Genomic DNA, 22,237 nt, shown 5'->3' with positions numbered 1-22,237 from the left:
TTATTATTGTTACTCTAGGAAAACACAGTTTCTTCTAAATTCCAGCCATAAAAAAGGCTCTGATCACCTTTCATCGATCAGAGCCTCTTTTTAGCTCTCAGGCCAGAGAGCCGTCGAATTTCAGCTTTTGAAATCAGAGCTCTTAAAGTCAGGGCCGTAAAGTCGGAGCTATAAACCAGCGCTTAAGCGGTTTTCGCCTTTGGAAAGCCCAGCACAATCGACACAATCGCCATCGCACCCAGCAACCAGCAGTACTGAACCGCTGTTACCAGCTCCAGCGGTGAGATGCCTGCGATAGAAGCCGCCAGCAGCATCTGCGCGCCGTAAGGGATAATGCCCTGTACCACACAGGAGAAGATATCCATCAGACTCGCGCTGCGACGAGGGTCTACGCCATAGCGGGTGGCGATATCTTTCGCCAGACTACCGGCAATAATGATGGCAACGGTGTTGTTCGCAGTACACAGGTTGGTCAACACCACAGAGGCACCAATACTCACTTCACCGGCACGTGGGTTGTGGCCGTCACCCTTGTTGCTGATACGGTCGATCTGCTTACCGATCCACTCCAGACCACCCTGAGACTTCATCAGCGCGCCCAGACCACCAATAAACAGGGACAGAATCATAATCTCCTGCATACCGGTGTAACCGGCATAGATCTCTTTGGACAGCGTCGCCAGGGTGAACTCATCCATCTGCACCAGACCGATACCACCGGCTAGAATGATACCGGTGAACAGCACCAGCATCACATTCAGACCGCTAACCGCTAGAATCAGAACGGCCAGATATGGCAGCACCTGAATAAAGCGGTAATCCCCCGGCGCTTCAACCTGAGCACCACTTCCCTGCACAAACAACCAGATCAGTGTCAGAGCCGCTGCAGGCAGCGCGATTTTCAGGTTCAGGCGGAATTTGTCTTTCATCTCACAACCCTGAGTACGGGTCGCTGCAATGGTGGTATCCGAGATGATGGACAGGTTATCACCGAACATCGCACCACCGATCACCGTACCGATGGTCAGCAGCAGTGGCAGATCGGTCGCCTCCGTCAGGCCCATCGCAATCGGTGCAATCGCGGCAATCGTACCCATGGAGGTACCCATGGAAGTTGCCACAAACGCCGAGATAACAAAAAGCCCCGGCAGTACCAGAGAGGGCGGAATCACACTCAGTCCGAAGTTAACCGTGGCATCAACACCGCCAACAGCTTTGGCAACCGATGCAAAAGCACCCGCCAGCAGGTAGATCAGTACCATGGTGATAATGGTGTTATCACCCACACCCTTAATAAAGGTTTCGATGCGGTCATTGAGCGCACCTTTAGCCAGCAACAGACCCAGCACGATAGCTGGCAGAATCGCTACCGGAGCCGAGATCTGATAGAAGGCGAAATCCGTTCCGATGGACTGGTAATACAGGCCGCTACCGATAAACAGCGACAAAAACAGCAGCATAGGCACAAGGGCCAGTGCGGAAGGCTGCACAACAGAATTATTTTTCATTTCAAACTCACAACTCAGTGAATTAACAGGGTGACTTACCATCAAGGCAGCGCATTATACGGATCATGTTTTAAATGACTAATAATCTTTTCTTATTGCCAAATAACCGTTTAGTTCATGACTTTTATTCAATTTAGCTATAAAAAATTTCGTGTTGCCTCACCTGAAAGATAGACCTAATCTGAGAATGGTTATTGATTGTTACTGTTCAGGATGAACATTCCGACAAAGAAAGGAATCCGATATGACAAAATCAAACCAATCATTGCTCGACCCTAAGAATGACTATATCTTCAAACGCATTTTTACCGAGCACCCTGATGCTCTGGTGCATCTGATTAACGATCTCAGACCCGATCTTCCCGCAATCGCCGAAGTCGAAATTCTCAACCCCACCATCACCCCAGAAGAGATGACAGGTAAAAGCATCGTTCTTGATGTTCTGGCACAGGATAGCGATGGAAACCGTTATAATATTGAGATGCAGGTTCGTCGCTATAATGAATGGGGTAAGAGAAGCGCTTACTATCTGGCTAAAATGCTGACAGATCAGCTATCCGCTGGAGACGATTACACAGAGCTCAATGCGGTGATTGGTATCCACTTACTGGATTTTGACCTTTACACTGCGGATACTGCCCAACAAAATCAGGCCGTCTGGCGCTTTGAGTTGAGAGATGAACAACAACCCGATGTTAAACTCGGCAATGATTTACAACTGAATCTGATAGAGATGAAAAAAGCTGACCGCTTAGGCTTAGGTGACCAGAACCTCAAAGACTGGATCACCCTGTTTGAGCACTGGCAGGAGGAGTCCCGTATGGCGTCAATTACCAATGAAGCAGTCAAACAGGTTAGCGGACATATCCGCCGCCTGAGCGACGACGACGAAGCACGTCGTCTTGCTTTTGTGCGTGAACGAGCTCTAAAAGATGAAGCCAGCCAAATGCGTTACGCCAAAGAAGAGGGATTAAAAGCCGGGGAAGCTCAAACTCTGCACAAACTGATCGAGCTTAAGTTCGGTAGCTGCCCTGAATGGGTGGAGTCAAAATTGGATTGCGCGGACAAACAACAACTGGATCTCTGGGTAAGCAAGATTCTAACGGCCAGTAACTTAGAAGAACTCTTTTCAGCTTAACCATTTCAGACAATATTCCCCTGATACGCCCATCATCCTCCGATGATGGGCGTATTTCGTTTAAGCTACCCGCTAACCATCAGTCAGCATTTTTGCCGAAACCGTCAGACCACCGACAGCAAGGACATTCCATGCCTAATCTTTTTACCATCCGGGATATTAATCTTAGTGTTCCTCTGGATTACAGCCAGCCGGAAGGCCAGCAGATCAACCTTTTTGCCCGTGAAATCACCCGTCATCCCAACGCACCGATATGTGTTTTTTTGCAGGGCGGCCCCGGTTTTGAAGCGCCGAAAGATCCCTACAGCATTCCCTGGCTGGACTTTATGCTGGATCATTTCCGGGTGGTACTGATGGATCAGCGCGGTACAGGTCGCAGTCACGGTATCGGCCCGGAACTGTGCGAATCTCTGCCCGATCCCGAAGATCAGCTGGCCTATATCAGTCAGTTTCGGGCAGACAATATCGTGCGGGATCTGGAGCAGCTGCGCGCCCGGGAGTTTGGCGGAGCCAGGTGGTATCTCCTGGGACAAAGTTTTGGTGGTTTTATCAGCTGTCATTACCTGAGCGTGCAACCGGAAGCTCTGGCGGGGGTGATGATCTGCGGTGGTCTGCCGCCGATGCTAACGGCAGATGCTCCTTCGACCTATGATCTGCTGGTGAACACCGTCTACCAACGCAGTCAGACCTATTACCGCGCCTATCCGGAAGATATCGCCAAGGTAAAACGTATTGTCGAGCTGCTTGAAGCCTCCCCTTACCCACTGGGACGGGATGGCGTGATGACCGCCCGCCGCTTCCTTGATCTGGGCATGTTGCTGGGCACGACGTCCGGCTTCTCCACGGTTCACGCTCTGCTGGACAACCCCTTTGTCGCGGGTTCCGGTGAGTCTCAGCTGCGCTATGGCTTTATTGAGCCTATCCGTCAGCAGGCCAGTTACGAGACCAACCCCCTTTATGTGCTGCTGCACGAGGCGATCTATTGCGAGCAAACCGCCAGCAACTGGGCGGCAGCAGGCGCAATGCAGCGTCATGGTGGGTTTGATCCGGCTCGCCTCCTGAATGAATCAGAATCCCCAACCGGTGAAGCGCAACTTGGCGTGAGCTTTTATGGTGAAACCGTGCGCCCGGATATGCTGGAGGATTACGGCCAGCTACACGGCTTTAAAGCCGTGGCCGATTTACTGGCTGCGAAAGATGACTGGCCGAAACTGTACGACCTTAAGCAACTGGCAAAGAACACCGTACCGGTGGAGTGTATTGTCTACGAGCAGGATTATTACGTGGACAGGGATGAATCCCTGAAAACCGCCGCTGCGATTAACGGCGCCAATGTGTGGCTACATCCGGAATGGCAACATGATGGTATCCGCGCCCACGGTTCCAAGGTGGTAGAACCACTGGCACGGCGGGTTCTTTCCCGAAGTCAGTGACCCTATCCTGCCCCAAACCAACACAGCAGCCGTGTCCCTGAATAGTCAGCCGAAACCAGCCGGATGGCTATTCAGGGGGAGGATGATATGAGCTTAGGCTTTATGGCTGAACACCAGCGCTTTTAAGCCGCCTTCAGGGTCAATATCCGGGAACTCCGGCGGATTATCCAACCGGTAATCGAAGGTCACCTCAGGGGACTCTTCCGCCATCCCCTCAATCAGAAATTGTGAGGTAACCGCCGGATCATTAACACAGGCCAGCACCTGACCGGACTCGGTAAGCAGCTCCGGCAAACGGCGCAGAATTTTCTGGTAATCTTTGGTCAGGGCAAAGCTGCCCTTCTGAAAGCTGGGCGGATCAATAATCACCAGATCATAAGGGCCATACTTACGCACCTTACCCCAGGACTTAAACAGGTCATGCCCCATAAAGGTGACGTTTTTCAGATCATGGCCGTTTAAACGGTGGTTTTCCCGCCCACGGTTTAATGCTGCTTTGGCCATATCAAGATTCACCACATGATCCGCACCGCCTGCTATCGCGGCTACAGAGAAACCACAGGTGTATGAAAACAGATTTAATACCCGTTTCTGACCGGCCTGCGCCCGCACCCAGTCACGCCCCAGACGCATATCAAAAAACAGACCGTTGTTCTGCTTACCGCCCAGATCCAGCCGGTATTTAAGGCCGCTTTCTGTCACATCCTGCTGTTCCTTGTGCGTGCCCCACAGCAGCTCCATAGGCACACCTTCCCGCGCCCTGTGCTGCAGCAACAGTGACGTTGCACCACTGTTCTGCCAGAGATCGCTTTCTGTCCAGCGGGTCAGCAGCGCCTGAAGCTCTGTCAGAAACTCCTCAGAAGGCTCCTTAAACAGACACACCAGCACCTGCCCCTGCAGCCAGTCAACCGTCAGCTGTTCCAGCCCCTCGTAACAGCGACCACGGCCGTGAAATAAACGACGAACTTCGGTGGGTGGGGCTGACAAAGCAGCGTGCAGGATATTTTCTAAAGTAGTGAGCGCGTGAGTTTCCATAGTACCTTCAGGGCTGTTAAAGCAAGGCGCGGTATTTTACAGGCAATAGCAGCGGGAGGCTAAATTTATGGTGAAGGTGCTTTGCTGGGTAGAAATAGAAACAGCGCCAAAGGGCGCTGTTCTTGATTCATACCGCAAGCATGTACTCCTAAGAAACTTAAGCGCTCAGGGACATACTTTCCGGCCAAATAAAGAAGTCGCCATATTTACCGGTTTTGGCCTCACCACCCGCACTTACGCCTTTCTGCGTCAGGTTTTGTTTGCCTTCTTTCTCTTCCACATAACCTTCGGCAACCAGTTTCTCAATCAGCTCTGGTGTTTTCATTTTTAACTTAGCTGCAAGCTTAGAAGAGGTGAGTTTGCCGGTAGGGTTATCCGCTTTGCCTTTTACTTGCTTGGCTTTAACGTCTCCTTCCTTGCCCACTTTCTGCATGGTGATGCGTACCTCATCACTAACGCGAATAATCCGCTGCGCCTCTTCATAGGCATCACGGTACATTTCCACGTCTTCGTCACGGGACAGGTAAATCCCCATCTCGTTGTTATTCACCTGACTGAACTCATACAGATTCAGACTGGTGATGATGCAGTCGGTCTCATTCATGTAGCACTTAGCGTGCAGGTTCTTGCAGAAACTGGTGCGGATAAAGGTCAGATCATTCAGCCAGCTGATTTCGTTGGGTTGAAGCTCGCTTTTGCCATAAACAATACGAACATCAATTTTCAGCCGGTTTTTGTCCTCTAATAACTCTTTGATGCGGTCATTCAGTTTGAGGAAAGGACTTATCAGGATCAGGCGCTCGGAGGCATTTTTGATCAGCTCTTCGAGGTAATAATTAGTGGCGGTGGTATTTAGAAACTTAGCCATTACATGAAGCTCCCTTTCTTGGCAATTATCAGCGGATAAAAGCAGAGTTAAGTCAGAACACAAGGTTCAGATGCAGAAGGCTTTGGTATCCGATACCAAAAGCTGTGCAGGGAGGCTTTGAATTTGAGAGGAGAGTTCCATCTTCAGATCAGGCCGCATCCTTGCCTAACGCATCTGCGTTTATTTTGCAGACATAATGTCTGCATTCCTTAGTTCACTAATATTGGAGTCTATCGAATACAACTTCTTGAGTACACAAACAAAAAGTCGGATAGCAGGCTACCCGGCTTCGATTAAAAAGGAGAGAAAAGAAGATTACTGAACCGCTTGGCTCTGTTTTAACTGAAGCTCTTTCAGAAACTCCGGCGCTAAGTCTGCTCCATTCGGCCAGACAACAGTTTCCAGCTCAGGATCAACCGCCAACTGCTGAAACGTACCGATATCTTTGAGGGGCTCAAACACCGAACCTTTGAGCACACCTTCCAGATCAACCTCACCGGAGGTGTCATCATCAAAGGCAACCCAAATTTTATAACCGGATAAATACTTAGCCGATGTAACGTGCAGCATATTGCTCTCCCATCAGACTGACCTTAATTCCCCCAGTATCGGTTAAATCCCCAGCCCTGCCAAACCCTTAGCTATCCCAATCAAAGCCCTTTCCCGTTATCCTTAGCCCCTGTTTTTCACGCTTGCTACCGGTGCTTTACCCATGACATCCCCTGCTTCATCCGCTAACCACCCGTCATCCACTGAAACCGACCTGCCGATTCTGGCGCAGGTGCCGGAGCTGGTCGCTCAGCTGCACGCTCAGGAGCTGGCGTTGCTGTCGGCGGAACCGGGTGCCGGTAAGACCACCCGCCTGCCTATCGCGCTGATGCAGCACCCTGACTTCCAGAACGGAAAGATCATTATGACCGCGCCCCGTCGGGTGGCGGCGCAGGCTGCGGCGTCTTATATGGCGGGGCTGATCGGGGAATCGGTCGGTGACAGCATCGGTTATCGGGTAAAGGGCGATCATAAGGTGAGCCGCAATACCCGACTGGAGCTGGTGACGTCCGGTGTGCTGCTGCGGATGTTGCAGAACGACCCGACCTTAGAGGGCGTAAGCCTGGTGATTCTGGATGAGTTTCACGAGCGCACCGTAGACAGCGATCTGATTCTGGCGCTGTGCCGTCAGATGAATCTGCTCTATCGGGATGAGGATCCGGCGGGCTTGCTGGTGATGTCGGCTACACTGGCTCAGGAGGCGCTGGAAGCCGCGTTACAGGTGCCGATTCTCTTCTGCGAGGGGCGCACCTTCCCGCTGGAATACCGCTACAACCGCACCAGCGTACCGGTCTGCGAGCGGGTACAGGCGACGATTGAGACCTGCTTAGAGGTCATTGACGCCTCTCACAAAGAACAAGATGGAGATATCCTCTGTTTTCTGCCCGGTGTTGGTGAGATCAATCGAGTGACGGAAGCCCTTTCAGCCCGCTGCCAGCAAGCCGGTATTGATCTGCGCCAGCTGCACGGTCAGCAGAAACTGGCGGAACAGCAGGCGGCCATCGCTCCGGCGCAAAACGGTATGCGCCGCTGCATTCTGGCGACGGCCATTGCCGAGACCAGTCTGACCATCGACGGCATCACCTTAGTGGTGGATTCCGGTCTTGCCCGTGAGGCCCGTTTTGATAAAGAAGCCGGTGTGGTGCGCCTGCACACCCGATCCGTGACCCGCGCCGAGGCAAAACAGCGTGCAGGTCGAGCCGGTCGTACTCAGGCAGGTACGGCGTTTCGCTGCTGGAGTGAAGATCAGCAGGGTGCACTCTCTGCCCAACCGGAGCCGGAGATCAACCGGCAGGATCTGTCGGAGCTGGCCCTGCAGCTGATTCAGTGGGGGTCGGATGATCCGCAGGAGTTTGATTGGGTGACACCGCCGCCCAAAGCGCGCTGGCAAAGCGCCCTCTCCCGCCTGCAACAGCTTAAGCTGGTGCAAACCGCTCAGGGCGGCGGCAGTCTGCAGCTGACGGAATTCGGGCAAGCCTCCCGTGAGCTGGTGCTGTCGGCACACCTGGGGCGCGGCTGGCTCAGCCTGCTAAAAGCGGCAGATCAGAACGCCAATACGCTTAATGCCGATCAGCTGGCGGCCAGTGCCTTTATCTTCAGTCTGCTGCAGGAAGGCGCACACCTGCCGGAGAACGAGCTGTTAGCCGCCTGCGAGCAACTGATTCAGTCCCGTGATGCGGGTCATAAAGCTCTGTGTAAACGCATCGAACAGGGGGCGCTTCGCCTGCTGAAAGAAAGCAAGCAGCTGATCAAACAGCCTAAAGGCAATGCCACAAACACGAATACTGTATATAAAAACAGTAAAGACTTACTATCGCTGTTAAGTGCAGCCCAGAAGCCTGCCGCCAGCCTGATAACTCAGCTGCAGAACGCCACCTTTACCGATCTGATGATTGAAGGCCTGTGTCATGCTTATCCTGACAAGGTAGGTATGAAACAGTCTCAAAGCAGCTCGAAACAAACCACATCAAACAACGGTGATGCCGGTATCTACAAACTGAGCAATGGCCGACAGGCGCAGCTGAAAAGCCATCAGCAACCGGAGTTTGTGATCGCCCTGCACGCCCGCTCTTTCAGTCAGGACAGTCGGGAAACCCTGACTCTTTGGCTGATACTGGATAAAAAAACAGTAACCACTCACTTATCCGATCAGATCCTGCAGCAGCCGTTTTGTCACTGGCGGGGGGATCGGCTGATTAACAGCGTACAAATCCGTCTTGGGCAACTGGTGCTGGATGAGAAACAGGGTGATAAACCGGATCAGGCCGCACTGAATCAGGCGGGTATTCTGCGCCTGCAGCAACAGGGGATTGATGCCCTACCCTGGCAGGAGGCGGATATCCGGTTGCGCCAGCGCATTGAGTTTTTGCGCCAGAATAGTGGAGATCAGGGCAAGGATGAATGGCCGGATCTGTCCGATCAGGGTTTGTTGGATTCTGCAGAGGATTGGCTGGTGCCATTTCTGAGCGGGGTGAATAATCAGCGCCAGTGGCAGCAGCTGCCGGTGGGCGAGATGCTGAAAAGCCTGCTCAGCTGGCCGCAACAGCAGGCACTGGATAATCTGGCACCGGACGGGCTAAAAGTCGCCTCTGGCCGCACGGTAAAGATCGATTACAGCCAGAACCCGCCCACCGTCAGCACCAAACTGCAGGAGATGTTCGGCACTGAGAATGTCCCGGCTATTGCGGGTGTTCCAGTGAGTATTCACCTGCTTTCTCCCGCAGGTCGCCCCTTGGCTGTCACCTCAAACCTCGCGACTTTCTGGCGGGAGGTGTATCCGGAAGTACGTAAGGAGATGCGAGGGCGCTATCCCAAGCATCCGTGGCCGGAAGATCCGTTAACCGCAGAAGCCACCCACAAAACCAAACGGGCGCTGGGACAGTAGGAACACTGGGGCAGCAAGAGTCCGGGGACAATAAAACATGATCGAATTTGAATACGCTGACAGCCTGAAACAGGACTTTACCGTACAGGGAGAATTTTACCGCCTGAGTCGTCGGGATGAAGAACCACTGATTTGCCGCCGCCGGGTGGAAATTAGCCTCAGGTCTGAAGCAGGTATCAATACTCAACCGGATGCGGTGGCGGTCCTGATGAATCCCGGTAGTATCCGGCTGCTTGAGACAGATCAGGCTAGACACTTCCCTCTGCTGGACAATCCGACACACTGGCCGCTACGGAATACCAATCTAAGGCTACTGAAACCCGATAACACCCAGTATCAGATGATGCGCTTAATGCGCCAGATGAACTGGAAGCGGCTGCGCCTGATCAACCTGTCGGATCTGTGTGATGCCAACAGTGATTCTTTCGCCCGCCTTTATCGTAAACTTAATGGTGATAGCGAAGCTGAGGCACTCCCCCATAGCCTGCTTCACTCCAGCCGGAATAAGGAACTGAAACGGCTGTTAAAGGCGGATCATCTGATCCTTGCCTGGGGTAGTAATCCGGTTCAGCAGGCTGATGCGGAAGCGTTTCTTAAATTGGTAAAACGCCGCAAACCGATGGGACTTGCGCTTGAGCATCCCTGGTATCGCTTTGCCAGCCCCTATCGGAAAGACCAGAAAGTCAGCTGGCTCAGAGAGATAACCGCTCTGCTAAAGAGTGCCAGGGAGTCGGTGGAATAAAACCACCGCCTTACAAAATATAACAGGGCGTTACAAACGCCTTGATCCGCACTAAAAGCGCCCCTAGAATACATCTATTGTCTGAACAGAATCAGGGTAGCGTTATGCCAATCGTGACATCCAACACCACCATTACTGCGGTTTTCACCCCAAGAAACCTGGATTCCAACAAACAGAACGAATTCCGGGCCTCTGAAGTTCAGGCACGCCCCAGTCGTGAATCTTCCGTGGTTTCTGATACCAACCAGCGCACCGGCACCCCTAACGATCTGGGCCTGGCCTCTACCAGCCGTGTTGAAGGGCCATCCAAACTACAAAGCCTGAACGACATTATCCCGACGGGCCCAGAGAAAGCGCCGTCGGCAGTGGTTGATATCTCTGCGGAAGCTCAAAATGCTCTTAAGAACGCGCAAAAAGAGATTCCGGCACAGAGCAAGATTCAGGATGCCGAGTTTGCGGCGGATCTGGCCGCCAGTACCGGCAAGCAGATGAGCGAACAGCCCGCAACAACGGTTATGGCGCAAGCGAATACTGCACCTCAACAGGCTATTGCATCACTGCTGTAAAACAGCATTTGCGGTAGTCCTGACAGAACAAGCCCCGTTCAGCTAGCTGTCGGGGCTTGTTTTATTGATTGCAGTCTGTTTTTGATCGCAGGTCGTTTTTACGATAAATAGCTCAGAAAACCGATAGCCATTGATTTAACAGATAGAGCCCCGCTGCCATCAGCGCCACAGCAAAGACACCGTAAAGCGGGCTGATCTCATTCTGCTCCGGTGTTACCAGATTCCAGCGATGACTTTCCAGACGCAGGACCAGCTGATCCGGTGCTTCACTGACCGAAAACCGAACCTGATCCGTATCGGGAACCCTCGGGATCTGCTGCCAGTAACCAGGTCTGGGTTCCGCTGCTGAAAGGTCACTCAAACCGTCACAAGCGGAAGCCGGTAGACAAGCTTTGATACGAATCTGGCGAGTAAGAGGGCTATCTTCTGCAGAGTATTTGAGCTGATCTATCAGGGTTTGCAAACTCTCCCGATCCCAGACTGCGGTATTGCTCAACACACCATCGCTGTCCTCATCAGTCTGAGTCTCAACATAGTGCACCGCAACCCGCTCAATATCCTGCGCCAACTGCTCTTCCATCAGAACCGGCAGCAGTTTATTCAGGTTACGCCTGACCCCTTCCGGCACATTAACCTGATGAAAGCTCACCAACTCATCCGCCAGAAAAAGATAGAGGTTTACCGGGGCGTGAACATCATCAGACCCGATCTCTGCCAGATGCTGATGAAAACTCTCAAAATCCCCCTGCAATGCATGACGAAATCCCTGCGTGGCAAGTGACCTATCCAGTGGAAACCAGATCAGAGGTTGCTCCGGTGCATCATAAGGGCGATAGATCACCGCAAAATTATGGCTCATGATTGCTCCTTGGAAATTCGGGGTCTGGCCGATGACGGATAGCCTGACCTGATAATCTTCCGGTCAAAGAACCCCTCAGAGGTATAACTCATTGCTTTACCTCCCGGGAAAAGCGCTGTTGAGACACTGGCTGGAAACGCCGCTGTAAAATAGTGATCTTACCGGATTCCAGATCACGATGAAGCAAGGTTGTCAGGGCTAAACGCTGTTCCAGCCAATCGACCTGAGAGGTGATCATAAAATACTGGCTGCGGATACTGAATAACTCAGCCAAACCAGCGTCCAACGAACGGGCTGCCAGAAAGTCATTGACCGAAACCACCGGGGTGTATTCGATCCCTCCAAGCAGCTGTGTCGCCTGATCAACACTCATCGCTAACAGGGCTGCCAGGGCTTCAGGGTTAGCTGCGTTCAGGTTCAGAGGCGTGTGTGCAGGCAGTGCCACCAGCAGCTCAGACATTCGATATCGATTCTGGGGCAAGGCAGCCGTCAGAAGCATCAGCTCATCGGTATCCAGAAGGTACTGATCGGCCGTTCGATAAGCCGGCTTTTGCAGCAGATAGTCGTTATCTTCTGCTCCGGTCAGTCCAGTGGGAATATTATTGCTGTCGATCCAGTCCAGCGCCTGATCGGCCAGCACTTCGGGAATCTGATTCGCAGCCAGCAGGCGGCGCAAACCTGAAAGATGGCGGGCATCAGTGTGCTCGTTTTCATTTTTCAGCAGGTTATTGATGTTGAAATAGCCATCCAGCGGCAAAATCCGGATACGCAGATTATCTCCCTCTTCCGCTGCATCGCTGGCATCCAATGCAAAGCGATCCAACTGCCCCCAGGGCTCGGAAGGGTGATCATAAGCCTTGTCACCAGCGGCCTGATCCTGCTGCCAATCTTCTTTCAGCAGTGCAATGGCGTAACTTTCTCCGCCCCGGGCATAGGCCTCCAGCTGCTGTTGCTGCTGATAGCCGCCTGCACGCTCGGCCTGAATACTCCCCTGGCTCATCATACGGGTTGCCAGGATGGCAGCTATGGCAAAAATCAGCAAAACACTGATCAAGGCAACGCCGGATTCTTTTTTTGAGTCCGGCTTGTTTTTTGACTTAAGGGCCGGGGCCTTCACCCTGATTCGGGAGCCGATCATCAGATCCCCTCCCGTGCGAAAATGCGCTGAATACGGCCATATTTTTTATGTCCGAAACTCAGGTCGATCCCTCTGGGCAGCGTCCGGAAATCGATCTGTCCTTGCTGGTTCTCTACTGGCCAGAACTCCTGCCATTCGCTCTCACCCAATAACCTGACCGAAAAGTCGGTAACATCTTTGAGTAAAACCTGTACCTGAGGTTTGCTGTCCTGAGCCCGATCTAAAACCCGCCACACCAGACGCTGAAGCTCACCATCCTGCAGACGATAACCGATCCGCTGCTTAACACCGGTGTTTGCGTTCTCTGTATCGGCGGCCGATGAGGTATCATCCAGCGCTTTATCGGCCATCATGGACCAGCTACCGGTACGGGTAAACTCCAGTGGCAAGCCCCCCCGAAAATTGACCGAGAAAGCAGGCAGAGGATCTCCGAGCTCATCACGGATGGAACGTCGGGTGAGTTGCTTAAGATCCTGCTCAATAACCGAAACTGCGGTTTGCAGCTGACTGAAGCTATCCGAACGATCACGGGTGTGCTCATAGGTTCGGATCACACTGTTCAGCAACTTGTATCCGGCAAGGCCGATCAGAGCAAAAATCGCTACGGCAATCAGAAGCTCCAGCAGGGTGAAACCGGACTGCAAGCGTCTTGTCACCGGCTTGGCATTGAGTGAAGCCGACATCTTAAGGCTCCGTTCTCAGAAAACTGGTGAGTTGTGCTAAAGCGTAATCCTGATTCTCAGTCTCGCCCTCTTCATGGCTGAAGACCTGAAGCTCAACTCGCAATAACAGGGGGGATTCTGTGGCACTGGTTTGGACTTTTAACAAAAAACGACGCCCTGCCAACTCAGCCTCAGCATGACTTTCACCTATTTGTGGCGGAAATCCGGACAGGCGCAGCTCATTCATCCGGTTTTGTGCAGCCCAGTTAGCAACAACACGCTGCTCCAGCTGGCCACTTTGGCGAACAAAACCACTGCTGGCCGTCAGAAGTCCGGCGGAAGCAACAGCAAGAATCGCCAGGGCAATCATCACCTCCAGCAGGGTAAAACCTTTCTGTCGGCAAGGATTATGATCAGGGCGGCACCGTGTGCAGGCAGGGGTTAGCATCAGTGCAAACTTACCGGGTAAGGTCGGCATAATCGGGATCAGGGCGATAATCTAACGTGATAGTGCGACTGGTCTGATCGATATTGATTCGGTCAAGCTTGGCTAGACGACTCATCATGATCAGAAATTCATGAGCTTTTCGGCTATCACTGTAGCGCAGCCGGAGTTGTCCTGGCTGTTTTGGATCAGTGCTGGCCTTGTGTTGGATCAGGCTCAGGCGATGTCGGGGGAGCTCCTGCTTAAACCAGAGATCCATCGGCATAAGATCAATCATGCCGAATTGATTTAATCGGTTATAGGCGGACAGCTGTGCACGCTCAAGACGTTCACTTTGCTTAATCTGCCAGCGATGGCGGTCCTCAACCATCTGCATAATGGGCTGCCAGACCAAAAGATACCCCAGAGTCAGTACCAGCACACCTGCCAGAAGCTTAAGTGCACCGCGATCACGGACAGAGAGATTATTCCAGCCGGACCTGAGCCCTTCTGGAAGGCGCGCTGCAACCGTCGACAGAAATTCACCAATTCCCTGACTGAGCCTGCGGCCGATGCTCGCTGAAAAATCCCGATTAAACGCCATAAAATATCCGTCTGTCCCTTACTGAAAAACGATATAAACCTGCTTTATTCTACCGGGATTGCAACGCGTAATCCGGCCGGCCTACCCCGTCACCGGAGAAGATCAGAACTCTGTCCGGTGCTTCCGGAAAATAGAGACTCAGGGTAAATCCCTGAGTTAACCCGGAGGCGCCAATCATCAGCTCAGACTGAGCTTTGTTGGCTACTTTGAGGGCAAAACGCATCTCACGTTCCGGCTGATAAGCCCTCAGAGACCCAATCTCCGGTTCACTCCAACGGCCCCCAGGCTGGCGCTTCAGAGCGAGGAGGTTAAGACCCGACGCAGGGACCACCCCCGCAGAAACAGCCGCAGGTTCGTCCCCATATTCCGGCTCGAAGGCCTCAAAGCCATAGCGGGTCGCTTTAACCATTAACCGGAGCGGCAAGCCACTGCGCACCGCTTGTTGTTGCGCACTAATAAACACGCTGCGCAGGCGCTCGCCTTCTGCCATCAGTGCCCGTTGGCCGGAGTGATCCCCCCGTAGCGCAACGGTGGCGGTCAGCAAAACACCGATAATAACGACCACCACAAGGATCTCGATCAGCGTGAACCCTTGTTGCCGGTTAACAGGCCTCACTTAACGTTACTTATCCCAGTTTCCGATATCAGCATCGGTACCTTCACCACCTTCCTGACCATCAGCCCCCAGGGAGAACAGGTCGTAATGGCGGCTTTTCTGTCCCGGACGCTGATAGATATAGGCATTGCCCCACGGATCTTCCGGCATCTGCGGCAGGTAGCCATCCGGGTTCCAGTTTTTTGCAGAGTCCGGCTTCTCAACCAGAGCTTTCAGACCTTCTTCATTACTCGGGTAGCGGAAGTTATCCAACTTGTACATCTCCAATGCATTGCTGATAGAGCGGATATCACTCTTGGCGACTACCACATTAGCTTCTCCGGGACGGCTCATAATCGACGGAACCACCATCGCACCTAAAATGCCCAGAATCACCACCACGACCATAATTTCGATCAGAGTAAAACCCTGCTGTTTGCGGGTAGCTCTGCCGGAGGCGGCTGACGTCACTTTTTCAGAACCCGGCAGAACCTGAGGTTCGAACTGAACTTGCATCTGAATTTCCTGATCTTTCATAAAGATTCCTTTAAATATTCTTCGAAACACACAAAACTAGGATCAGCCAATCAGCTGATTCATATTCAAAATCGGTAACAGAATCGCCAATACAATGGTCAGCACGACACCGCCCATAGCGATCAGAACGACGGGTTCAAATAACCCCACAACGGTGGCAACCAGTGCTTCCAGAGTCTGCTGTTGCTGCCTGGCAGCCCGATCCAGCATATTTTCCAGTTCACCGCTACGCTCACCACTGGCAATCATATAGAGCATCATCGGTGGAAAACGCCCGCTTTGCTCCAGCGATTTAAACAGCGATGAACCCTCTTTAACCTTACCGGCAATTTCACTCACCTGCTGACGCATAAAATGATTCGGCATCACGGCGGCAGCAATGCTCAATCCTTCCACAAGGGGTACACCGCTGCGGGAAAGAATACTTAAGGTGCCCGCAAAACGTGATGCATTGATCCCCCGACTGATCTTTCGGGTCAGACGGAAATCGGTCAACCATCGATCTACCGCCAACCTGAAGCCCGGTTTACGGTACGCCGATGAAAATGCAAGAAAACCAAGGCAGAGCAGCAACAAAAGATGCAGGCCAAACTGGTTTAAAAAATCACTCACCGCAATCAGGCCCGCAGTTAACGGAGGCAGGTCATTGCCCGTTCGCGTAAAGACCTTCACCACATCCGGCACAACCACAGCCAGCAGAAAACTAACAATGGCAATAGAGGCCACGGTTAACAGACCGGGATAAAGCAGTGCCAACTGAATTTTCTGGCGCGCCTGCTCCCGTTGCTCGGTGTAATCGGCCAGCTCGTTCAGTACCAGATCCAGGTGACCGGCATGCTCACCAGCTGCAACCGTTGAGCGGTACATTTCAGGGAATGCGTTGGGAAAATCCGCCATCCCATCAGCCAGTGTATGGCCTTCCAGTACACGGGAGCGCACCCCCAGTAAAAGACTCTTTACCTTAGGGCGCTCAGACTGGGCGGCAACCGCCTGCAAAACCTCTTCCAGAGGCATAGCGGCCTGCACCAGCGTTGCCATCTGACGGGTACAGAGCGCCAGCTCTTTAACCGACATGCCGGGACCCGAAAGAAAACGGCTTGGTTTATTTTTCGATTCTGAAACCTGATCAACGGAAACAGCGATCAGCCCCTGATCCCTCAACTGCTGACGAATATGGCGGGGGCTTTCTCCTTCCATAACGCCCTTTTTCTTGGCACCGGAAGCCGTCAGAGCCTGATAATTAAAAGCAGCCATTAGGAATCACCATCGATCTTAATCATCACGGGTCACACGCAGCACTTCTTCTACTGTAGTAATGCCTGCCAGAACCAACCGCAAGCCATCCAGACGTATGGTCTGGTAGGCTTGGCCATCGTATCCCTTTGACTGGCGCAGGTATTGATCGATCTCCTGCTCTCCCGCCTGCTGATGAATCAGTCGACGTACCTCTTCGTTGACCGTGAGCAGTTCGTAGATACCGGTTCGTCCCCGATAGCCCTGCTGATTACAATGCTCGCAGCCCGCTGCATGGTAAAGGGTCACATTGTCTGATGCGCTTAATCCCATCAGCGCCAGCTCGGCATCATCCGGCTGATAAGGCGTACGACACTCGGTACAGAGCACCCTTACCAATCGCTGGGCCAGAACACCCAGCAGGCTGGAAGCCAACAGAAAGGGTTCAACCCCCATATCCTGCAAACGAGTCACCGCACCTGCGGCAGTATTGGTGTGCAAGGTAGAAAGTACCAGGTGACCGGTCAAACTTGCCTGTACGGCGATTTCAGCGGTTTCGATATCGCGAATCTCCCCGACCATCACCACATCAGGGTCCTGACGTAACATCGCACGTAAACCACGGGCAAAGGTCATATCGACCTTAGGGTTCACCTGAGTCTGTCCGATGCCTTCCAGGTTGTATTCGATAGGGTCTTCAACCGTCATAATGTTACGGCTGGCATCATTCAACGAGGTTAATGATGCGTACAAGGTGGTGGTTTTACCGGAACCCGTCGGCCCCGTAACCAGAAAAATACCGTGAGGCTTAGCAAGCAACTGGCGCAAACCGTTGTGAATCTGTGATGACATCCCCAGTTGCGCGAGATCCATTCGTCCGGCGTTTTTATCGAGAATACGTAGCACGACACGCTCGCCATTACTGGATGGCAGGGTTGAAACACGCACATCCACTTCACGACCACCCAGGCGCAGTGAGATCCGACCATCCTGAGGGACACGCTTCTCAGCGATATCCAGTTTTGCCATTACTTTAATACGGGAGGTCAGCAGTGGGGCAAGAGCACGCTTGGGTTCCACTACCGGACGTAAAACACCGTCGACACGGAAGCGTACGACTAAGCGTTTTTCAAAGGTTTCAATATGGATGTCTGAAACCCCTTCCCGGATCGCTTCCTGCAGCAGGCCGTTAATAAGACGAATGATTGGCGCATCATCCTGCTGATCCAGCAGATCTTCGGTCTCAGAAACAGAATCCGCAAGACTCGCCAGATCCATCTGATCACCAATACCCTGAACCATCTGCAGGGTTTCAGAAGAATCCGACTGATAATGCCGGGTCAGGTGTTGTTCAAACTCTGCAGCCGGCAATATAACCAGCTCGTCAAAGGGCCCACAAAGGCGCATCGCTTCGCCCAGAGCAGAAGTATTCAATGGCTCACGGGCATAACATATTTTTTTTTCCGCATCAGGGCTCACCAATACCCCCTGCTTTTTAGCAAAGGTAAAAGGCAGCGATACTGGTAACATCGGATCACGAACAAAAGGTCGAGCTCTATTCAGGGCAGGGTTATCCCCCAGAGCCAATTCCGATACCCCAAGAGACTCTGACGGGATACCCGCCTCTCCGTCAGTTTTGGTTATGACAGGAGCTTCTGAAAAATCAGGTCGCATATCAATCTCTGCCGCCTTCAAAGAGCTGTTCCACACTACCCCTTGGCGGCAAGGTGTCTTCAGTATTTCTATCGCTCAGGTCGCCATAACGGGCCTCCACACGATAAATCCCCTGATACTTAGCATCTGCCACTGCTTTTAGTCGATTACTATCGCGGATAATTTTCGGGCGCAGGAAGACCAGAAGGTTTCGTTTGGTTTTGGTGATCTGAGTACTTCTGAACAGCGCACCGATCAAGGGAATATCCCCCAACAGCGGAACCTTGCTCACCGACTCCTGAACATCATCCTGAATCAAACCACCTAAAACGATGGTTTCACCGTCGGAAACAAGGATCGTGGTATCGATGGAACGTTTATTGGTGATGCGGTCAGCAGACCCCGTGGCCAGAGGGTTATCCGAAGGCACCAAAGAAGAGACTTCCTGCAGGACTTCAAGACGCACACTGTTATCGTCATTGATCTGAGGTTTCACCTTCAGGGTCACACCGACATCTTCGCGGCTGATTGTGGTAAAAGGGTTGGTGGTTGTCGAGTTGGTGGTGGTCCCGGTTAAAAAAGGAACATTCTGACCAACGACAAACTCGGCTTCTTCGTTATCCAGTGTCATTACACTGGGAGTCGACAGCAGATTAGCATTCGATGTTGTCGCCAGGGCCTGAACGAGAACGCCGATATCCTGACCACCGGACTCTCCGGCGCCACCCAGAAAGGCCCCATTAACCTTGCCAACGGTTCCCGCCCCACCGGTTGTCACAGCATCCGCCACCAGAGAGCCGGAAGAAACACCGGCATTGTTAAAGCTGGTTCCACCCACAGGGCCGCTTTCAAAGTCACCCACCAGCCACTGAATACCCAGTTGTTCGCCATTACTGCCACTGACCTCAACAATAACGGCTTCGATCAGCACTTGCGCCCGTCGGATATCAAGCTGAGAAACCAGATTTTTCACTTCAGACATGACCCCTGGCTCAGCGCGAACAACCAAAGCGTTAAGGGATTCATCCGCCTGAAACTGAGCCTTAGTGACGGTAGGAGGTGCCTTTTCCGCCGACGGATCAGCATCATTAATTACTTTACTGAGCAGCTCGGCAACCTTCGTCGCTTCCGCGTAATTCAGCTGAATAACCTGGGTCACCCCTTTGCTCTCAAAAGGCTGGTCCAGCTTAGAAATCAGAGATCTGATGCGCTCACGGTCCGGATCACTGCCCTTAAGAATCAGGCGATTAGAACGCTCATCAGCAACGATCGTGAAACGCCCCGCCTGCCCCTTTGCAGATCGACCCGATTGAGCCGGAACCAGCTCCTCGATCAAGGTTGCTAAGTCACCAACCCAAGCATAACGCAGGCTGATGACTTCAATTTGCTCATCTTTGCCACCATCAATGCTTTCAATAATGCCTTTCAACCGCTCAATATTCGCGGCATGGTCAGACAGAATCAGGGCATTTGAAGACTGAACCCCCGCAAGATGGCCATACTGCGGAACCAGAGGGCGTAAAACAGGGACAACCTCAGCAACGGTGGCTGATTTCAGCTGAATCACTTCGGTGATAAAGCTATCACCTTTGCGCAGACCTGAACCTGTGCCTTCCTGCTTGCTTGTCGCGTTTGGAATGACTTTGATCGCACCGTCAACAGTTTCCACCGCAACAAAGCCATGAACATTCAACACCGAAAGAAACAGCTGATAAACAGCGGCATCATCCATGGAGGCTTTAGAGATAACGGTGACCCGACCTTTAACTCGGGGGTCGACAATAAAACTTTTACCCGTAATATCTGCGATCTGGCTGATAAAAGCGTCAATTTCAGCATCTTTGATATTGACTTTCCATTGACCGGAAAAAGCGGGCAGGGAAACCAATAGTAAGCTGGCTAGAATTATTTTTTTAATCACCGAAACTCCGTTTCTTCTAAAGCACTGATGATGACAACGACAAGTAACGTCAGGAAAATAACTTGCTGTGCATGGCGTTGAACAGTTGACATAAAGCTACCTAAAAGTAGCTGAACAGTGTCGCATATTAAATCAAAAAGACAGCAAGATTAACGGGTTACAGGAAAAGTTACCGCAAATTGACGCGAACCACGCTGAATCATCACTTCGACTTCGCTTTGCTGTGAAAGCGTTCCAAGTAACTGGGCATCCGATTGCGGGTCGCCAAGCTGAGAACCGTTCACCGACAAAATCACATCCCCCATCTCAAGTCCGGCGGAAGTCAGCAAAGAAGCGTAAGGGCTATCGCCCAACTGATAACCACCACCTGCCGCTGGGGTGATGCCTGCCTGACTAAGCAATACTGAAGGATCTTCCGTCATTTTCTGCTGATATTTGCGCATAAACGCAGCAGCATTAAGACGACGAATATCACTACCCAGCTCTGTTTGAGGGAGGTCTTTTACCGCCTGTGACTGAACCGGAGTACTCTCGGCCCTTGGTCTAACCGGATCCACTGTCTCTTTGGGTACGTCAGCCCGGGAAACCGTAGAAACCCCGCCGGAGCTGTCAGACGTTTTAAAATAAAGCGCTTCGGAGTTGCCGTTACGGTTCAGAACAACATGATCGTCATGAACCGTTTTCAGAAAAATGCCGCTTTCAACCTCATCGCCCACCTTGTAGTAACTGGCGTTCTTATTGAGGGTTGCGATAATCGCTCCGGAATTCACATTTTCAGGAGCAACGAAAACCGCACTCAGCACCATCTGTAAAGGAGTTTGAGGCACAACAACAGGTTCAGGTGCACGTTCCTGTTCGGCAAAAAGCCGATCGTAGGCCAATTCACGGGGAACAACCGAAGGGCGCTGCCCGGCCATCAACCAGTTCTCTACAACCTGATTAGACAGCTCGGTTTTACCCTCACCGGAAAGCCCCTGAACAACAAGAACACCCGCCTGCCAACCGATGACAGAAACAATTAAGCAGCCACTCAAAGGGGCAAGAAGGTTTTGAATTTTTTTCATCAGAACACCTTCTCTTTGTATTTCACCAAAGTCTGATCAAGCGGTTTTCTCGGCACAGGAAGATCCGGAACCGCCTGTTTTATACGACCAAAGACAGCGACTGACAACCAACCATCTTTCATCAGCGATGCTTTAATCAGAGGCTCCTGAGTGCCCAGAGCAGTGACTTGAGTATCGATAGCACCATCACTTCCGGTGAAGGCTTTAATTGCCAGTTGGGGGTAGCGGATCAGTCGGGGAGACTTTCCGCCGGGTGGTAAAAAGTAGGTTTCCCCACCCTGCCATATAACGGATCCGGTCAATGACTCAGGGCGACCGTTTTGCACCCTGAAAGCCAGAGCGTTAATTGAAGTATCACCGGAAATCCAAGCCTTGTTCTGCTTCAGAAAAGGGTTCAGTAATAAAGGGTGCAAGTGGCCGGATATCTGCCCCGAAATCGAAGCGAAATTCCAGCCGGGGGATGCGATCAACTTCAACTCGGTTCCCGGATGATTAACAACCAGGACAAAGAGTTCCCCCGATTCAAGCAGGGCAGGTAAACCCAGTTTCCATTCACCCTTAAGCTGCAGCCTTCTCCCCTGATCTCTGATGGAGATAAGTGTTTCCCCCTGCCATAGAGAACCGCTGACACCCTCAACAGAGAGTTGCCGTGGCAACTGGATACGCGACTGAGCATAATCCCAGATAATTGAAGCCGGAAAGTTTGCCAAAAGTCCTAATACAAAAGCGATTGGCAGAATTCGTTTTACCCATTTCCCTGGAAAAAAATCAGAGAATTTGTCCATATAATCCATTCCTAAACAACAAGCCTGCCCTGAACGACA

The 22,237-nt window shown here is 52.2% G+C and carries 21 protein-coding genes; 5 read left to right on the top strand and 16 right to left on the bottom strand.

Annotated features, from left to right (window positions below; all coding sequences use genetic code 11):
* Positions 1-182 precede the first annotated feature (182 nt).
* Positions 183-1,508, bottom strand: a complete 1,326-nt coding sequence (locus AC4GL5_RS12530) for a Na+/H+ antiporter NhaC family protein (RefSeq protein ID WP_490383129.1) — start codon at positions 1,506-1,508, stop codon at positions 183-185.
* 244 nt (positions 1,509-1,752) lie between these two features.
* On the opposite strand from AC4GL5_RS12530, the gene AC4GL5_RS12525 reads away from it, so the two are divergent.
* Both AC4GL5_RS12525 and AC4GL5_RS12520 read left to right on the top strand, forming a co-directional pair.
* Positions 1,753-2,646, top strand: a complete 894-nt coding sequence (locus tag AC4GL5_RS12525) for an Rpn family recombination-promoting nuclease/putative transposase (protein WP_490383128.1) — start codon at positions 1,753-1,755, stop codon at positions 2,644-2,646.
* Positions 2,647-2,777: 131 nt separating this feature from the next.
* On the top strand, positions 2,778-4,079 hold the full coding sequence (locus tag AC4GL5_RS12520) for an alpha/beta fold hydrolase (RefSeq protein ID WP_490383127.1): 1,302 nt from the start codon (positions 2,778-2,780) through the stop codon (positions 4,077-4,079).
* A gap of 93 nt (positions 4,080-4,172) precedes the next feature.
* Here the strand turns inward: AC4GL5_RS12520 and AC4GL5_RS12515 are convergent, their stop codons facing one another.
* The 3 genes from AC4GL5_RS12515 to AC4GL5_RS12505 all read right to left on the bottom strand — a co-directional run bounded on the left by AC4GL5_RS12515 (position 4,173) and on the right by AC4GL5_RS12505 (position 6,552).
* Entirely contained in the window at positions 4,173-5,114 is a 942-nt protein-coding gene (locus tag AC4GL5_RS12515; protein ID WP_490383126.1) for a class I SAM-dependent methyltransferase, read from the bottom strand.
* 157 nt (positions 5,115-5,271) lie between these two features.
* The gene (locus AC4GL5_RS12510; protein ID WP_490383125.1) at positions 5,272-5,982 is read right to left on the bottom strand and encodes a phospholipase D family protein; all 711 of its coding nucleotides are present in this window, start codon (positions 5,980-5,982) and stop codon (positions 5,272-5,274) included.
* 315 nt (positions 5,983-6,297) lie between these two features.
* Positions 6,298-6,552, bottom strand: a complete 255-nt coding sequence (locus AC4GL5_RS12505; RefSeq protein WP_490383124.1) for a DUF2442 domain-containing protein — start codon at positions 6,550-6,552, stop codon at positions 6,298-6,300.
* A 142-nt stretch (positions 6,553-6,694) separates the two neighbouring features.
* On the opposite strand from AC4GL5_RS12505, the gene hrpB reads away from it, so the two are divergent.
* The 3 genes from hrpB to AC4GL5_RS12490 all read left to right on the top strand — a co-directional run bounded on the left by hrpB (position 6,695) and on the right by AC4GL5_RS12490 (position 10,723).
* On the top strand, positions 6,695-9,415 hold the full coding sequence (hrpB, locus tag AC4GL5_RS12500; RefSeq protein ID WP_490383123.1) for an ATP-dependent helicase HrpB: 2,721 nt from the start codon (positions 6,695-6,697) through the stop codon (positions 9,413-9,415).
* Positions 9,416-9,452: 37 nt separating this feature from the next.
* Positions 9,453-10,157, top strand: coding sequence for a hypothetical protein (locus AC4GL5_RS12495; protein ID WP_490383122.1), 705 nt, complete (start codon positions 9,453-9,455; stop codon positions 10,155-10,157).
* A 104-nt stretch (positions 10,158-10,261) separates the two neighbouring features.
* The gene (locus AC4GL5_RS12490; protein ID WP_490383121.1) at positions 10,262-10,723 is read left to right on the top strand and encodes a hypothetical protein; all 462 of its coding nucleotides are present in this window, start codon (positions 10,262-10,264) and stop codon (positions 10,721-10,723) included.
* 112 nt (positions 10,724-10,835) lie between these two features.
* On the opposite strand, the gene AC4GL5_RS12485 is transcribed toward AC4GL5_RS12490, so the two are convergent.
* The 12 genes from AC4GL5_RS12485 to AC4GL5_RS12430 all read right to left on the bottom strand — a co-directional run bounded on the left by AC4GL5_RS12485 (position 10,836) and on the right by AC4GL5_RS12430 (position 22,198).
* Positions 10,836-11,582: a type II secretion system protein GspL gene (locus AC4GL5_RS12485; protein ID WP_490383120.1), complete on the bottom strand. Its 747-nt coding sequence runs from the start codon at positions 11,580-11,582 to the stop codon at positions 10,836-10,838.
* Between the two features lie 88 nt (positions 11,583-11,670).
* Complete coding sequence (gene gspK / locus AC4GL5_RS12480) at positions 11,671-12,720, bottom strand: type II secretion system minor pseudopilin GspK (protein ID WP_490383119.1); 1,050 nt, start codon at positions 12,718-12,720, stop codon at positions 11,671-11,673.
* Positions 12,720-13,403 (bottom strand): type II secretion system minor pseudopilin GspJ, encoded by a 684-nt coding sequence (gene gspJ, locus AC4GL5_RS12475; RefSeq protein ID WP_490383118.1) that lies wholly within the window; start codon positions 13,401-13,403, stop codon positions 12,720-12,722. The genes gspK and gspJ overlap by 1 nt, the downstream gene beginning before the upstream one ends.
* 1 nt (position 13,404) lies before the next feature.
* Complete coding sequence (gene gspI, locus AC4GL5_RS12470; RefSeq protein ID WP_490383117.1) at positions 13,405-13,860, bottom strand: type II secretion system minor pseudopilin GspI; 456 nt, start codon at positions 13,858-13,860, stop codon at positions 13,405-13,407.
* Complete coding sequence (locus tag AC4GL5_RS12465; RefSeq protein ID WP_490383116.1) at positions 13,841-14,410, bottom strand: hypothetical protein; 570 nt, start codon at positions 14,408-14,410, stop codon at positions 13,841-13,843. The genes gspI and AC4GL5_RS12465 overlap by 20 nt, the downstream gene beginning before the upstream one ends.
* 49 nt (positions 14,411-14,459) lie before the next feature.
* A complete protein-coding gene (locus tag AC4GL5_RS12460; RefSeq protein ID WP_490383115.1) occupies positions 14,460-15,026 on the bottom strand; it encodes a prepilin-type N-terminal cleavage/methylation domain-containing protein in 567 nt (188 codons plus the stop codon).
* Positions 15,027-15,032: 6 nt separating this feature from the next.
* Positions 15,033-15,542: a type II secretion system major pseudopilin GspG gene (gene gspG / locus AC4GL5_RS12455; RefSeq protein WP_490383114.1), complete on the bottom strand. Its 510-nt coding sequence runs from the start codon at positions 15,540-15,542 to the stop codon at positions 15,033-15,035.
* Positions 15,543-15,584: 42 nt separating this feature from the next.
* A complete protein-coding gene (gene gspF / locus AC4GL5_RS12450) occupies positions 15,585-16,796 on the bottom strand; it encodes a type II secretion system inner membrane protein GspF (protein WP_490383113.1) in 1,212 nt (403 codons plus the stop codon).
* Between the two features lie 18 nt (positions 16,797-16,814).
* Entirely contained in the window at positions 16,815-18,305 is a 1,491-nt protein-coding gene (gene gspE, locus AC4GL5_RS12445) for a type II secretion system ATPase GspE (protein WP_490383134.1), read from the bottom strand.
* 145 nt (positions 18,306-18,450) lie between these two features.
* Entirely contained in the window at positions 18,451-20,349 is a 1,899-nt protein-coding gene (gene gspD / locus AC4GL5_RS12440) for a type II secretion system secretin GspD (protein WP_490383112.1), read from the bottom strand.
* Positions 20,350-20,498: 149 nt separating this feature from the next.
* Positions 20,499-21,413: a type II secretion system protein N gene (locus tag AC4GL5_RS12435; RefSeq protein WP_490383111.1), complete on the bottom strand. Its 915-nt coding sequence runs from the start codon at positions 21,411-21,413 to the stop codon at positions 20,499-20,501.
* Positions 21,413-22,198 (bottom strand): hypothetical protein, encoded by a 786-nt coding sequence (locus AC4GL5_RS12430; protein ID WP_490383110.1) that lies wholly within the window; start codon positions 22,196-22,198, stop codon positions 21,413-21,415. Before AC4GL5_RS12430 ends, AC4GL5_RS12435 begins: the two co-directional genes overlap by 1 nt.
* Positions 22,199-22,237 lie beyond the last annotated feature (39 nt).

The organism is Oceanospirillum sp. (assembly GCF_982874595.1).
Note: the sequence above shows the minus strand (reverse complement) of the source record. Positions and strands in the feature narration are given on the sequence as shown.